Source organism: Aquimarina penaris (assembly GCF_040786285.1).
In the GTDB taxonomy this organism is placed as follows: domain Bacteria; phylum Bacteroidota; class Bacteroidia; order Flavobacteriales; family Flavobacteriaceae; genus Aquimarina.
Window position 1 is genome coordinate 22677 of the sequence record NZ_JBFMKQ010000003.1, and the last position, 15627, is coordinate 38303.

Consider the following 15627-nt stretch of genomic DNA (forward strand, 5'->3'; position numbering starts at 1 on the left):
AATCAAAAGCCGATAATTATACTTTATCCTGCTAAAAACATTAAATTTGCCGAGCTAAAAAAGAAAGGTTATTATGCAGGATACGCTAAAAAGCATTTTGTTTTCTACACGATTAATGGCAGTTTTATTTATTGTCTTTGCAATTTCTATGGGAGTAGGTACTTTTTTAGAAGATGCATACGGTACTACAGCAGCCAGAATATGGATATATAATACGTGGTGGTTCGAAGTTATTATGGTATTTTTTGCTATTAATTTTAGCGGAAACATTTTTAGATTTCAACTGTACAAAAAAGAAAAATGGGCGACATTATTGCTTCATTTATCGTTTATATTAATCATCATTGGTGCTTTTGTAACCCGTTATATAAGTTATGAAGGGGTAATGCCTATTCGTGAAGGAGAAACTACATCTACTTTTCTTTCAGAAAAAACATACCTCACCCTATTCTTAGATGGTGAAATCGATGGGGAACCTCGTAGACGAATTATTTCTAAAGCATTAGAATTGGCAGAAGCTACCGATAATGATTTCTCAATAGATACCGATTATAATAAACAACCGGTTACCATTCAATACAAAAAATTTATCCAGGGAGCAGAGATGGGATTAGTTGCTACCCAAGATGGGAAAAATTATCTAAAAATAGTAGAGGCTGGTGATGGTAATCGTCATGATCATTTTCTCGAAGAAGGAGAAGTTTCTAATATCCACAATATTTTAATAGCGTTTAATAAACCCACCCAAGGAGCAATCAATATTACCTATACCAATGATGAGTATTTTATAACCTCTCCTTTTGAAGGGTCTTATTTACGAATGGCTGATCAAAAACAAGGATTGGTGTTTAAAGATAGCGTACAACCTTTGATGCTGCGATCTCTATATCAAACCGCGGGGATGCAATTTGTGATTCCTGATCCGGTAATGACGGGTAAATATGATGTTGTACCTATCGAAAATAAGGATAAAGGGCAAGAAGATGCTTTAATTTTAGAGGTATCGACCAATGGTGAAACGAAAGAAGTTAAGTTACTTGGTGGTAAAGGATATAATAACGATATGTCAAAATTTTCTTTAGGAGGATTGGATATGTACTTTACCTATGGATCGAAACAATTAGAGCTACCTTTTGCTTTAAAACTAAATGATTTTATCGCCGAAAAGTATCCGGGAACAAAGAACGTTTATAAATCTTTTAAAAGTAAAGTGGATATTGTAGAAGGCAATTCTTCGCGCCCTTATGATATTTATATGAATCATGTTTTGGACCACAAAGGGTATCGATTTTTTCAAGCATCTTTTGATCCTGATGAAAAAGGCACCGTATTATCTGTAAATCATGACCGATGGGGAACCTGGATTACCTATGCGGGTTATATGTTGTTATATTTAGGATTGATGTTAATTCTTTTTACCAAAGGATCACGATTTACCGATTTAGAGGTCATGCTTGATAAAGTGAAATCAAAAAAGAAGGCCTTAACTGTAGTATTAGCATTGGTTGTTTCTACATTTTCTTTTGCACAAGATGTTGCAGATCATACCAATCATGCACAAACATTACCTAGTAAAGCACAGCTGGATTCTGTAATTAAAGCGAATGTAGTACCTGTAGAGCATGCGGCAAAATTCGGGAGTATAGTGATTCAGGATGAACGAGGAAGAATGAAGCCCGTAAATACATTCTCTTCAGAATTACTTCGTAAACTAAGCAAGAAAGATACCTACGAAGGCCTAAATGCAGATCAGGTATTTGTATCGATGGTAGAAAATCCATTTATCTGGTATAGTGTTCCGATTATAGAATTACAAAGAGAAAATGACAGTATTCGAAAAATATTAGGAGTTCCTAAATCAGAACGACGTGTGTCGCTTATCGATCTTGTAGAACCCGATGGTACCTATAAGTTAACTCCTTATTTAGAACGTGCCAGTAGTACAAATACGCCAAGTAGTTTCGAAAAAGACTTTCTAAAAACACATGAGAAATTCTACCTGCTTAATCAAGCTTTGGGTGGAGGTATACTTAAGGTTTTTCCTGTACCGGGAGATGAAGGTAATAAGTGGGTTTCTCCGCCAGAATTAAACGAATACAAGTTTACGGGAATGGATTCTGTATATACCAGGCAGATTATTCAGATCTATAAGCAATCGCTTCATCAAGCAAGACAAACAGGTGATTATAGTAAGCCTGATCAATATGTTGAAAGCATGAAGAGTTTCCAGAAAAAATTTGGAAGCGAAGTAGTACCAACAGATAAAAAGATCAAAGCCGAAATTGCATTAAACAAATATGACATCTTTAGAACCTTATATAGATACTATGGATTAATTGGGTTGTTGTTAATGATTTTTGTGATTATTAGAATTTTTAAAGAATCTAAGGTCATCAGAGGTTTAATTAACGGAACCATTGGTGTTGTGGTCTTACTGTTTATTTTGCATACCGCTGGATTAATTATACGATGGTATGTGTCTGGGCATGCACCTTGGAGCGATGCATATGAGTCTATGATTTATGTTGCCTGGATGACACTGGCCATAGGATTGGCTTTTGGTAAGAGAAGTAACCTAACCATAGCGGCTACTACTTTTGTAGCGGCAATCATCTTGTTTTTTGCACATCAAAACTGGACAGACCCTGCCATAGCAAACTTACAACCTGTATTAGACTCATATTGGGTATTAATTCATGTGTCGATCATTGTAGGGAGTTATGGGCCATTTTTTGTAGGTGCAATTCTGGGAGTTCTTTCTCTGGTATTGATGATCCTAACCACTGCATCCAATAAGAAACGAATGGATCTTAATATTAAAGAAATCACTATCATTAACGAAATGGCACTAACTATCGGGTTGGTCATGCTAACCATAGGAAATTTCTTAGGAGGTATGTGGGCTAATGAGAGTTGGGGTCGTTATTGGGGCTGGGATCCCAAAGAAACCTGGGCTTTAATAAGTATTATGGTGTATGCTTTTGTAATTCATATGCGACTGGTGCCAGGGTTACGAGGTCGATGGTGGTTTAATTTGTCTTCGATAATTGCCATTTATAGCGTATTGATGACCTATTTTGGAGTGAATTTTTATCTAAAAGGATTGCATTCTTATGCGAGCGGAGATAAAGTAGTTACCCCTAATGCGGTGTTTTATTCGATTGCGGTTTTAGCAGTACTTGGCGCACTCTCGTATTGGAGAAATAATATACATTATAAAAAGAAAAAGAAAGAAGTAGCTTCTTAATACTTGTTCGTATATAGGTAAGTTTTTACTACAAACCGGGGTACTATTTGACGATGTGGACGTAGAAAACTGGGTATGCTCTAATGCATATAATTTAGGGTACATTCAGGCATAGTAAATAGATGTTCTTTATACCATATTCAAATTTTCATATTGATTTCTTTATTTTATACAGTAGCCCCTAAATATATTGTCTTCAACATATATTGTGATCCCTTATTTACTTTTTAATGTATTCCATAGTTATAACGAAACTATAGTCGTTATTTTAAGCGTTGGATTGATTTGAGAAATAATTGTAATACTCTTATCATTTCTATGGATCACCTTAGTCTCTGGTATATCGGGCAATTCAACTTCTTTTTTGGCATAGATCGGATAATGGTTTTTATCGATGATTTCTGGTTTAATTTCTTCATTACTTTCGTTATCTGATTTTAAATAAACACATAGCGGTCGTGGGTTAAAATCGATAAGCCAACTAATTAATTCTAAATTGGCCGGTGTTGTTGATTTTGTTTCCCCTGTTAAAAAATTTACGATAGGTTTAAATTTGTCTCCCTTAACCCGCTCGATCGCATATAATTTATTTTCTCCTTCTTTAAACTTAAAAAAGCGGTTTAAAATACCTTCATCATACTTGTCTTTTCTTCGGTTTAAAAGCCAAATACAGGCTTCTTTAATCTGTTTTCGTGTCGGTTCGAGCAAATAACTGCTCATTTCTCCACCTTTTTCCCTTTTGTATTTTTCAAGAATTTCATTCTTGTACGATACACTTGTTTTTTGGTTCATAGCTAATAAATTACTGGAATCTTAAGGCCTTCTGCGGAATCTTTGGAATCTTTGGAATCGTTTATAGACCGATGTGCAAAGTCTCCATAAATTCACAGAGTAACTAGTTCCGATTACGTATTGCTAACATAGCAAATGTATCGACCCGGTTTTTACGGAAATCCGTAATGCAGTAATAATTGGCCAAATTAGGAAAGTAGCCAACACCTACTGTTTACGATTTCAACTTTCCGAAAATCAAAGGAGTACTCCCTATTACCTAACGGTTACTGAATACCAAAATATCTGGAAAAAATTTCCGGACGGTAACCCCTTTGTTAAATCCGAAAAAAGTAAAAATTATGAAAACGATATTTTATATACTCATCGCCCTATTTATGACCACCAGTTTTACTGCCTGTACCGCAGATAGTATTGCCGATAACGAAGCTCCGGCTATTGAAGAAGTTGCTACAGGAGATGGTCATGTTGATACAAATGGTGAAGATTCTGGAGGAGGAAATTAAATGATATAAAATCATGTAATAATTAAATCTGGTCTGTATAATAAAAACTAAAATATACAGACCAGATTTAATTTAGTAATTTTGGGGAATGAAACTTTGGCACTTCAATTCCTCTTTTTATGTTATACTAGGGGTAATATTTTTATATAATATATTTTCGGGTTTTAGTCAAGAACAGGCAAAAATAAATCCTTCACAGCATTCATTAGATAGTATTGCTAAATACTACGCTTTAAGTAATAAAGACTCTTTATATTTAACGGAACGATTGTATTATATTTCTTCCTTTTTAGATGCGGCAGTATCATACCAACAGGATTCTTTAGTTTATAAAGGGTTATTGCAAAAAACCTGGTTGCTAGGTAAAGCTAAACAATTAGATAGTGCCATTGTATATACTCATCGGTTATATGATATTGCAAGATTAAATAAGGATACTGTTTATATTAGAAAGGCGTTAAAGAAGCTAGAGTTTTATTATAAAAAAAATAATCAATTGGCTAACGCTTTTCAATATTATAATGAAGATTTTAGAATATCGAGAATACTAAAAGACACCATTAGGGCAGGTAGAAGTCTACTTCAGATGGCAAATATTCAGGACATGTTAGGAGATTATTCTGGAAGTAAAACCACGGCAATTGATGGACTAAGGTACATAGAGAATTCTTCGGACTTACTTAGTCTTGCCGGCTTATATCATATTATTTCTGTAGCTCATCGGCAACAGAAAAATTATAAAGAAGCTTTTAGGTATAATAAACTTGTATTAACTCTGAATAAAGATAGTATCTCTCGAAATAAAATAGGCGATAAAAATATTTTGATTTTTAAAAACACAAAGGCCAATATATTAGCTGACCTAAAGAATTATAAAGAGGCAATTATGATTTTCTCAATGTTATTGTCAGATTCTGTAATTAAAAAAAATAAACAAGAATATGCGAGAGTATTGGGTAATCTTGGGTTTGTAAAATGGCTTCAAAATAAGGAAAACAAGGATTCTGAAGGTATATTACTTAATTCATTAAAAATTAGTACAGAAATAAGTAATACTGAAGGGCTAATAGCAAGTAATATTTATTTAACCAAGTATTATTTTGAAAAAGATAAAACAAAGGCTTTACAATATGCTGAAGCTACTTATAAAAATGCAAAAGAGCAACGAAATTTAGCATTGATTTTGGAATCCTTAGGATTTGTATTTCAGCTTAAAGATAATACTAATGAAGAAGCTAAGGTGTTTAATGATATTTATCTTAAGCTTAGCGAGATCAACCAAAGTAACCGAGAGATCTATGCGGTGACTAAATATGAAAATAATAAACTCACCAACGAAAATTTAATCCTAAAAGCAGAAACAGCTAAAAAAGATCGACAAAAAATTATCTACCTTTTTGGTACCATTATCCTTTTGTTAGCAGGTGGATTGATCTTTTATCTACTACAACAACGGCATAAAAGAGAAAAAATACGCGATGTTTTTAATGCCGAAACCCGTATTTCTAAAAAAATTCATGATGAGCTGGCTAACGACGTGTATCATGTGATGAATACGATCCAGAATAAAACAAATGACCATGAGGTACTAGATAAACTCGAAGATATTTATAGCAGAACACGAGATATTTCTCGAGAAAATAGCAGTTTTGATACCGGAGAAAATTATGCGCAAGAACTTGGAGGTATGTTAAGTAGCTATAGTTCGTATGATACAAAAATTATTATCAAAGACATCGATGATATTAATTGGCGAGTCATTAAACCTGAAAAAAAGATCGTTATACACCGCGTTATACAAGAGTTGATGATTAATATGAAAAAACATAGCCAGGCTAATCTTGTCGCCATTACCTTCAAAAAAAGAGGAAAAAACATAGAAATTAGCTATGCCGATAATGGGGTGGGAGTTGTTAAAAAAGACATAATTTATAGTAATGGACTCCAGAATGCGGAAAACCGTATAAAAACAATTGGTGGATCATTTATCTTTGACTCAGAAAAAGGAAAAGGCTTTAAAGCCAAGATAAATTTTCCGAGTTAAGTAAAATGAAAAGTATATGTTCAAGAAAATTTTAATCACAGAGGACCTTGGGAGTATTAATCACGGGATTGCAAATATCCTTTATGAAAGAACAGGAGTAGATAACATCCAGCAGGCACAATATTGTGATGAAGGATATCTTAGGTTTAGAAGAGCGTATAAAGACAAAAAGCCTTTTGATCTTATGATTACAGACCTTTCTTTTAAAGAAAGCCATAGAGAACGCGAAATGAGTTCGGGAGTAGAGCTTATCGAAGCGGTTAGAGCCTTACAGCCCGATATAAAGATTATTGTATACTCGATGGAAGACAGACCCGGTAAAGTAAAATCATTTTTTACCGATCAGCATATCAATGGCTATGTGTGCAAGGGCCGCAAAGGATTAAACGAATTGGTACAATCGGTTACCGAGGTCTACAGGGGGAATACCTATCTCTCTCCGCAGTTAGAAAATGCTATGAGTAAGAATAACGTTTTTGAGCTAAAGGATTATGATATTTTGTTGTTAAAATATTTATCAGACGGACTTACCCAGGAGCAAATAGGAGAGTATTTTAAGAAAAATCGCATCTCACCACACAGTGTAAGTTCGATAGAAAAACGTCTTACGAAACTAAAATATAATTTTAAAGCCAAAAATTCGATCCACCTAGTAGCTATGACTAAGGATTTAGGACTTTTGTAACGATACGTTCTTGCATTTATACAACTTTGGCGAGCCGATAAGTGCAGGTCTGAATAATGATCAATATAAAAAACCGAGATGATGTCTCGGTTTTTTTATATCATGCAAAGACAGATTACTTCGTTACACTCGCAATGACAAATAGTAACGTCATTACGAGGAGTGCGCGACGAAGTAATCTTTTTTATAGTAAGCAGATTACTTCGCTACACTCGTAATGACGAGTTGTGTTGTCATTACGAGGAGTGCGCGACGAAGTAATCTTTTTTATAGTAAGCAGATTACTTCGCTTCACTCGCAATGACAGGTAATATTGTCATTACGAGGAGTGCGCGACGAAGTAATCTTTTTTCTGGTGAGCAGATTGCTTCGCTTCACTCGCAATGACAGGTAATATTGTCATTACGAGGAGTGCGCGACGAAGTAATCTTTTTTCTGGTGAGCAGATTGCTTCGCTACACTCGCAATGACGAGTTGTGTTGTCATTACGAGGAGTGCGCGACGAAGTAATCTTTTTTTATAGTAAGCAGATTACTTCGCTACACTCGTAATGACGAGTTGTGTTGTCATTACGAGGAGTGCGCGACGAAGTAATCTTTTTTCTGGTGAACAGATTGCTTCGCTTCACTCGCAATGACAGGTAATATTGTCATTACGAGGAGGTACGACGAAGTAATCTTTTTTTCTAGTGAGCAGATTGCTTCACTCCACTCTTAATGACATCATACAGTACCTAACTTTTACAGAAATAATAACATAATAATATGTGTAACAGGCTATTTTTTTATAACACCTTGATTTTTAGGAATTAACGCTTGTTTTTCATAGTCGTAATATATAAATTGACCCCTCTAATTTTATAAATCACGACATACTTCCCTTGCAAACCACCTATCTGTCCTGCTATTTTTGACCCAACAAAAAACAAAAAAATGGAAGCCTACCCACAACATTACAAAAATCAGTTCATTGCCTATATCCTGTATCAATTAAACTTTAGGGTGGATTAGTTCATCTGTCTTTTTGGTGGTTTTTCTAATTCTTATATAGTAATTGAAATATATAACTAATCCAAGTATTACTTAGTTGATAGTTGTTTAAATAGGGATAAATATCGAAAAAGGTTGATCTATAATATTTATCTTTCCCCTGCTGATTTGGGAGAAGATATTAGAGAAATAACTCCTAGGGGAAAATAATTATTGATAAAGAAGGAGGTAATGCTCCTACCAAAAAAGGAGGATGTTAACTATAAACCGTTATATTATGTATAAAAAGAATAAGCTAAAATTAGCTGTGCCATTTTTTTTAATTTGTTCATTATTTACTTATTGTCAGGATAATAAAACAGAAAAACAAGATTTTGTAAAATCGTTTTTTGAAGACGTTTTTATCAATGATAAACCTTTGGAGTTAATATCAAATAAATATAGATATAAAGGTTCAAAGATTAAATCAAAAGATGAAGCAAACGAAATGTTTAAACAATATATCACATATTTGAGAACTGAAAAAAAACATCTACTAAAAAAAGACACTCGTTTTAAAGTAGAAAATTATAATAATAGTTCCATGAAAGATTTATGGTTATTTGAAAGGAAAGAAAGAAAAAATATCTTTATTGTAAGTGTAGATAATAAGATAGAATCTTATATTTTGTTAAACAACTCTAAGATAATTTCGCTCTTATATTTTCGTAAAGGAAGCGATGATCCGGCATATTTTATACCATACTATGTTAAACAAGAGCAATAAAAAACTTACAATTGAAAACGGTTAGATTCCGGATGGCTCTCCTGCTAGCGCCAGAATGTTTCTGGTGCCGTCAAAGATTGGCTGGAGATGAGAATACAGAATAAATAAAACAAAGCTATGGTATCGTTAGTATCGTAGCTTTTGTGCTTTTATAGAATGGGATAGCCGCACAAGTTACAAACTTGCGCCAGCTTTGTTGCAAAGACACTTAGATTATCAGATGGTTGGAGTACTAACTCATTTGATTATTGCCTCATTACATCATTAGACTATTAAAAAACAAAATTATCTGGACCAGATGCACGCAACAAAACTACCTGTAACGCTTCAGCAAATAGCTTTATAACATTTGTAATTCGTAAATCAAAAATAATTTTCCCAGTCCCGAAAAATGAAACTGGGATGTTTTAGTATTGTAATCAATTTAATTATTTAACCAAATATATAACACACAAAAACAAACAACATGATTAAAAAAACCATTGTAGTATTGAGTATGATTGCTCTAACTTTTTCTTGCAAATCTGATGATGACAATTCAGTACCAATAATACCACCTATTAGTTTTGAATATACACAAGAAGAAAAAGATGCCGAGATTGTAAGGATTGAAGATTACATTATAGACAACGACATTACAGGAATGATAAAAACCGAATCTGGATTATTTTATCGTATAGATCAACAAGGAGATGGATTAACTCCTGAAGAAGGGGATCAGGTAATCTTTCATTTTAAAACAACTAACCTGGAAACGGAAGAACTCTTAGGTGAATCTAATCGAGAAAACAATCCATACGGACAGGTAGTACGTTTTGATTATTTGATAGAAGGGTTTAAAGAAGGATTATTTTTGGTTAATGAAGGTTCTATACTAACGATGCTGGTTCCTGCTTACTTGTGTTATGGAAAATATGGCCAATCCTATGGCGATAATTATATTTCTGCTGAAACGAATTTAATGTTCGAGGTAGAATTAAATATTGTCGTAAAGCCTTAAGATTATAGGTGCAGACCTGATGGTAAGTTCTTTTTTAATCTAAATCGACAGATTTAAAACCTCTGTTAGTACCAGAATGTTACTGGTGCCGCTAAGGATTGGCTGGAGATGAGAAAACAGAATAGATAAAACAAAGTGATGGAGTTTTGTTAGGGCTGCCTAATATAGATGCATGAGACACAAGGTGCAAATGTGCGCCAGTAGAAGGTATAAAAGAAATAAATGTATTAAAAATGGATTTCATAATCTTTGTATCATGACAAATAATCAAGATCCAATCGGAAAATGGGTGATGGTAGTTGGCAATGGTACCATGATCACCCCCAGTGTATTTTTTGAAGAGATTACTGAGAATAGTATAAAAATCTATCATTTTGATGAAGAAAAATCTTCATTCCCCTTAAAGATTGATACTAAAAATAGACAGATGATCACAAATGATACTTATAGGATAGACTATGAACTTATTAGTGATAATCTGTTAAAGGAAAAACACACCTATAACGGAAAAAACACTGAGACCCATTTTGTAAGATTACACCCCACAATTATTAATTTACCTATAGAAGAAGCCATAAAAAAACAATACATAATGTATGCTAAGGATGCACCGGGTAACATGAGAGATCAGATATTTGACTTAAGCAATTTAAATGTAAGTCAATCTATTGACCTACATATTCAAAAAATATTGGGAACCCATTTTATGATAGCTACTTATGGAAGAAAGAAAACTTGGCTTTTCCCTATAAAAGAAATTGGAATCAACTATTTGTTGATTTACGGTTTTTCTTTAAGTAATAGTTTTATAAAACTCGATGAATTTATCCCAAAAAAACAGCCCATTACTAAAGGAGAATCAGATGTTTTTTTTGAACCAAAGCTTAATCTTCTCATCGATGAGCTTAATAGGCATAGAACCAATATTTCTAACGAATTAAATGTTGCATTAGAAGATAAAAATTATTTAGTAGCTCATTACTTGGCTGATTCTTATGCTAAGACTAATAAAAAGTTTAATGCGTTAAGCACAATCAAAAACAAAAATCACCCAGAAATTATATGGAACGAACAAATTTTAGAGAGAACAAAACAAAGGCTCAAATCTGAGGACACAGTAGATTACCTGAAAGATTCTTTACTCAATTATATTGAGGTCTATGAGAAAAAAATTCAACGATTTAAAGAAGAAAAAATTAAGCAAACTTCAATGTCTAATCAACTAAAGAATGCAATTATTGAACTTTTAAATTGTAAAATTCAAAACATACGACTGATACTTAAAGAAAAATATAGCACTACTTTAAATATTTCTATAAACAAGAATGAGCTGGTATTAGTATTGCAATGTGATGGAAATGAAAGATTTTTAGATTGTAATTTTACAGTATTAAAATCACTGGGGTTTATTGAGAAAGAAAAGGATTATATCTATGGCATACAAAAATTTGAAATAGACAAAATAGATATTGTACTCACCTTGCTGTCAAGATTTGTTTTTGATGCTTTTTATTTTGAAAGCCTTGATAGCCCTTTGAAGCTTCTTATATCTAAAAATTGAGTATTTGTTTTTACCTGTAGAATACCCAAGCCAGCGTGAACACCCCCGTTAACACCAGATGTTTCTGGTACCGCCAAGTATTGCCCGGAGATGAGAATACAGAATAAGTAAAACAAAGCTATGGTATCGTTAGTATCATAGCTTTTGTATTTTTATTACATGTGATAGAGGAGGCACAAGTTGCAAACTTGCGCCAGCCACGGGGTTAGCTATGAGAAAAGGCGGAGAGGCTCTCACCACCTCGGTCATTATCCAATATTTTCAACAAAATCTAAAAAGACTTTTTTGTGAAGTTTAAAATCCAAATTAGGAGAAAGGGCTACACGTACAATATAATCTTTGTCGCCTTCTTTAGTTGTTCCTTGAGTAGATGTTGCAGGTATAGTCCAATAACATCCCTTTAACTGCCCATAGCTCACACAGAACTTACTTTCATTAGGGATTTCATGAATCATTAGATTGATTAATTTAAGATTTAAGGCCCGTTTATAGGATTCTTTTTCTTCTTCAGTATTTCCCTTAGTCGGAAGGTCTAATGAAAACACAGATGGGGTAAATCCTTGTTCTGCCAATGCTTCTGAAACAAAATTGATTTTTGCCTCTGGTAAAGTAGTATTGATAAAGTTTACAAATTCGCGCGCATTTTTATAGGCATCATGAATTCTTTGATTCATTGAAGGTAATTGTTTTGCCAATATTTCCATTTGAAGATCTGTAGCCTCATTATCACAAAGTCTTAGATGCAATTTTATGTTGTCTATCAAAGCTTCAGATTTTTTGTTGGCTACACAGTATCCGGCAGTACATTGACCGCCACTCGGAAATTTTGATCCACTAACATAGGCAATGGTTTTAACTGTAGCGAGTATTTCATCTTCACCTAGAAAGTGTACATTAGGACAAAATGTTTGATCTAAAATAAAAACGGGATCGATAGCAATTTCACCAGTCGCAGTGTGACGTTCTTTACTTAAAACATCTTTTAATTGTATAAGATCCGGAACTTCGACTCTAGGGTTTGTCGGGATTTCTGCGATTATGTAGGGAACAGCATCTTCCTTTGCAATTTTGTCTAAAACAATATCAATACTTTGAACCATATTTTTACCACCATCAACAGGTAAATCCATTACTTCAATATTGTCAATACAAGCGGCTACTCGTCTTGCCTGGTCATTGGTCCCACCATAACAATTTGGAGGAACAACAATTTTGATATCTTTTCCTTTATGTTTTTCGAGAGCATCATGAACTAGTCCCATTACAATCGCATATTGCATAGATAGTCCACTAGAACCCACTAAAGCCTCTATATCTGTACCCGTAATCTTCCTTATTGAATCTAAGACATGTTTTTTGTTTGTCTCAACATTACCGATCGCATAATCAAGAGAAGACTTCCCCAATAAATGTTTTAAGGCAATTAAGGTATTGGCGGGTGTCATTGCAATGGTTTCTCTTCTTCTTACATGCTGAATTTCTGAAATATAACTTTTATTTCGTTCGCCATTTACTAATAAAATACTTCCCAGGCGAGTATTAATATTGATTAAAAAGTCAACATTTGTGATGAGGTCAAAATTGCAAATATCATCTGTTTGCGAAATGAAAATGGTGCTACCATTGAACTCAGGAATGGTTGATGCTTGTGCTACTTTCTTTACCTCAAATGAATAGCCATAAACGCGTTGTAGTATTTCGGCATCAAAAACATCAGGTAATTCACCCGTATAAATGATTTGCGTGTTTTTACTTACTAATAAGTTTTTTCTTAGCACTGCCAAAACGGGAATTGTCATTGACGAAAAACTGATTACATTTTCTCCCTCTAGATTATGCATCTTAGCAATTACCCATTCTAGTACACTAGATAATGGATGCCCTAATCTAATATAATCGAATGCTGTAGGTAACTCGCTTAGTGATGATGATTGAGAATTATTATCCTCAAACAGGATTTCGAACTGTTCTAAAAATTGAGTTTTGGCCAATTTTTCATCATAAATATCGAGTCGATGGGTGGTTAGATTCAACCAGTCAGTTGGCATGTTTTCTAAGACATCGTTAATATAAGTCAGCATTTTATTGTCTTGCATGATGTTCACCTTTTGATAAGCCGACAAATATACAGTATTTAGGCTTTTTTTGCATATTCATAATTCGATTTTCAGTCAAAATGTGTACAATGTTAAACTAAAATGAGTATGCTTCCTGCTTGCCAGGTTTAATAAGGATTGAATGTAACAAATACCTGTCCCATTAGCCTTTTTCACCATAAGACCGGTATATTCTGATCCAATCTTTCTCCATATTTTCTGTTCCATGAAATTATTTAAAGTAAGACCATTAATTTCTTCGACTAGTAGCGTTAATATGGCAGTATTGGTGTTGCAGACCCATAAGAAAAATTAAAATGATCCAGAAGTTCTTGATCATTTTAATTCTTTTAGTTCAATCCAACTTTACCTTTAACAGATTCAAATAATTTCTTCGAATCAAATCCAACACCATCTTTAAAAACGATCTCCATTTTTCGAATTTCTTTTATATTATTCGTGAGATCTCCATTTATAAGAATTATATCTGCCTTTTTGCCTTTTTCGATCGTTCCTATTTCTTTTTGTCTATCTAAAAAAGTGGCACCATTTAAAGTACATATTTTTATAGTTTCTTCAATTTTAAATCCCGATTCGACTAAAATTTCAATAGTACGTTGATTTGCATATCCTGCAACGGTTCTTCCGGCTCCTGTTGGGTCTGTTCCCGCTATAAGCAATCCACCTTTATCGTTAAACCTCTTAAGCCACTTCATATTTTTAGTAAACAGTGCAATGCTCTTTTCATCTTTATTTACGAATCTATCGTATGTGGCTTTTACTTTCTCCTGGAATTGTGGCGCCAAAGCTTCAAGACCTCCACCGGGAACTACCTCGTGATCAGTAAATGGTTCGAAAACTACCGGTGTTGTGGTTATTGCAGTTTTGTTTTTTATAAGAAGATCTATAAGGGATTCGATCTTAGGATCATCTTCTGATGCTAGTCCCAGCGCCTTACGAGCTTCAATAGGATCGCACAGATTTTCTTCTTTGTTTGCTATAAAATCACTCGAAACCATAAATCCATGTTCTAAATTGTCGATACCAATATCGGAAGCCTCGCGATGGGTTAAAGAACATAGATGTCCTGTTACTTTTAATCCACGTTTATGTGCTTCAGTGACACAAATACGAAGATCCTCTTTGGTTATATGATTATAGACTTTAAAAGAGGTAACCCCTCTATCGGCCCAGTAATTTACCACCTTTGCTACTTCATCGGTGCCTTTTATGAAACCAAGTTCCGGAATTTCATATCCTTCGCGTTCTATAAAGGGGCCGGTGACATCCATTTTGGGGCCGGTCATTTTACCTTCGTTAATCCATTTTTTAATATTTAAATCTGTTTCGGGTTGTATACTACCGGCAGTTCTCATGGTGGTTACTCCGCCTGCCAGATATAATCTGGGAAACGTAAAAGGCATTTGCCCGACACTAAACCAATTCTCAAAAGGCTTGGGGTAGAAGAGATGTTCGTGCAACATCACTAACCCGGGTATTATTGTCTTCCCAGAACCATCAATAACTAAGGCATTTTCGGGTAGCTTTACAGATTCTGCACTTCCTATATCTTGTATACGCCCATTATTGATTAATATAGTTTGTTCTCTTTTTATATCCTTTCCGGTTCCATCAATTAAAGTAATGTTGGTAATTGCAACCACAGATGTATCTATTGAAACAAATGATGTTACCTCTTTAGAGAATTTCTGTGCAACGACCATATTCGTTAGTAACAATGCTGTAATACATAGTGCAAGTTTAATTTTCATTTTATATACTGTTAGTGATAATATTTTACTCTTATACGTTACGTTTGCTTCCCAAAAGGAACATGTGCAATATAGCAAATTGTTGTGCATTCGCCCTTATTTTTATTGTAAGTGAATATGATTATCATGCCTAACCGCTCTGCCACCACAATACTGTATTCTAAGATCT

11 protein-coding genes are annotated in these 15627 nt (G+C 34.0%); 7 read left to right on the forward strand and 4 right to left on the reverse strand.

Features of this window, described 5'->3' with window-relative positions; translation table 11 throughout:
• Nucleotides 1–73: 73 nt before the first annotated feature.
• Complete coding sequence (locus ABW637_RS13925; RefSeq protein WP_367585325.1) at nt 74–3247, forward strand: cytochrome c biogenesis protein; 3174 nt, start codon at nt 74–76, stop codon at nt 3245–3247.
• Between the two features lie 243 nt (nt 3248–3490).
• On the opposite strand, the gene ABW637_RS13930 is transcribed toward ABW637_RS13925, so the two are convergent.
• A complete protein-coding gene (locus ABW637_RS13930; protein WP_367585326.1) occupies nt 3491–4039 on the reverse strand; it encodes a hypothetical protein in 549 nt (182 codons plus the stop codon).
• 341 nt (nt 4040–4380) lie between these two features.
• On the opposite strand from ABW637_RS13930, the gene ABW637_RS13935 reads away from it, so the two are divergent.
• From ABW637_RS13935 to ABW637_RS13960, 6 genes are all read left to right on the forward strand, one after another.
• Nucleotides 4381–4545: a hypothetical protein gene (locus tag ABW637_RS13935; protein ID WP_367585327.1), complete on the forward strand. Its 165-nt coding sequence runs from the start codon at nt 4381–4383 to the stop codon at nt 4543–4545.
• A gap of 88 nt (nt 4546–4633) precedes the next feature.
• Nucleotides 4634–6589, forward strand: a complete 1956-nt coding sequence (locus ABW637_RS13940) for an ATP-binding protein (RefSeq protein WP_367585328.1) — start codon at nt 4634–4636, stop codon at nt 6587–6589.
• A gap of 16 nt (nt 6590–6605) precedes the next feature.
• Nucleotides 6606–7274 carry a response regulator gene (locus tag ABW637_RS13945; RefSeq protein ID WP_367585329.1) on the forward strand — a complete coding sequence of 223 codons (669 nt, stop codon included), beginning with the start codon at nt 6606–6608 and terminating at the stop codon, nt 7272–7274.
• Between the two features lie 1266 nt (nt 7275–8540).
• A complete protein-coding gene (locus ABW637_RS13950; protein WP_367585330.1) occupies nt 8541–9029 on the forward strand; it encodes a hypothetical protein in 489 nt (162 codons plus the stop codon).
• A gap of 466 nt (nt 9030–9495) precedes the next feature.
• Nucleotides 9496–10029 carry an FKBP-type peptidyl-prolyl cis-trans isomerase gene (locus ABW637_RS13955; RefSeq protein ID WP_367585331.1) on the forward strand — a complete coding sequence of 178 codons (534 nt, stop codon included), beginning with the start codon at nt 9496–9498 and terminating at the stop codon, nt 10027–10029.
• A 256-nt stretch (nt 10030–10285) separates the two neighbouring features.
• Nucleotides 10286–11590: a hypothetical protein gene (locus ABW637_RS13960; protein WP_367585332.1), complete on the forward strand. Its 1305-nt coding sequence runs from the start codon at nt 10286–10288 to the stop codon at nt 11588–11590.
• A gap of 248 nt (nt 11591–11838) precedes the next feature.
• Here ABW637_RS13960 and ABW637_RS13965 read toward each other — a convergent pair whose 3' ends face one another.
• From ABW637_RS13965 to ABW637_RS13975, 3 genes are all read right to left on the reverse strand, one after another.
• A complete protein-coding gene (locus tag ABW637_RS13965; RefSeq protein WP_367585333.1) occupies nt 11839–13686 on the reverse strand; it encodes a PLP-dependent aminotransferase family protein in 1848 nt (615 codons plus the stop codon).
• Between the two features lie 75 nt (nt 13687–13761).
• Nucleotides 13762–13914 (reverse strand): hypothetical protein, encoded by a 153-nt coding sequence (locus ABW637_RS13970; RefSeq protein WP_367585334.1) that lies wholly within the window; start codon nt 13912–13914, stop codon nt 13762–13764.
• Nucleotides 13915–14036: 122 nt separating this feature from the next.
• Complete coding sequence (locus tag ABW637_RS13975) at nt 14037–15458, reverse strand: amidohydrolase family protein (RefSeq protein ID WP_367585335.1); 1422 nt, start codon at nt 15456–15458, stop codon at nt 14037–14039.
• Between the last annotated feature and the right edge of the window lie 169 nt (nt 15459–15627).

Excerpts from the sequence above, each read along its gene's own strand:
- ABW637_RS13925 (WP_367585325.1), top strand. The coding sequence starts at position 74 with ATGCAGGATACGCTAAAAAGCATTTTGTTTTCTACACGATTAATGGCA.
- ABW637_RS13930 (WP_367585326.1), bottom strand. The coding sequence starts at position 4,039 with ATGAACCAAAAAACAAGTGTATCGTACAAGAATGAAATTCTTGAAAAA.
- ABW637_RS13935 (WP_367585327.1), top strand. The coding sequence starts at position 4,381 with ATGAAAACGATATTTTATATACTCATCGCCCTATTTATGACCACCAGT.
- ABW637_RS13940 (WP_367585328.1), top strand. The coding sequence starts at position 4,634 with ATGAAACTTTGGCACTTCAATTCCTCTTTTTATGTTATACTAGGGGTA.
- ABW637_RS13945 (WP_367585329.1), top strand. The coding sequence starts at position 6,606 with ATGTTCAAGAAAATTTTAATCACAGAGGACCTTGGGAGTATTAATCAC.
- ABW637_RS13950 (WP_367585330.1), top strand. The coding sequence starts at position 8,541 with ATGTATAAAAAGAATAAGCTAAAATTAGCTGTGCCATTTTTTTTAATT.
- ABW637_RS13955 (WP_367585331.1), top strand. The coding sequence starts at position 9,496 with ATGATTAAAAAAACCATTGTAGTATTGAGTATGATTGCTCTAACTTTT.
- ABW637_RS13960 (WP_367585332.1), top strand. The coding sequence starts at position 10,286 with ATGACAAATAATCAAGATCCAATCGGAAAATGGGTGATGGTAGTTGGC.
- ABW637_RS13965 (WP_367585333.1), bottom strand. The coding sequence starts at position 13,686 with ATGCAAGACAATAAAATGCTGACTTATATTAACGATGTCTTAGAAAAC.
- ABW637_RS13970 (WP_367585334.1), bottom strand. The coding sequence starts at position 13,914 with ATGGAACAGAAAATATGGAGAAAGATTGGATCAGAATATACCGGTCTT.
- ABW637_RS13975 (WP_367585335.1), bottom strand. The coding sequence starts at position 15,458 with ATGAAAATTAAACTTGCACTATGTATTACAGCATTGTTACTAACGAAT.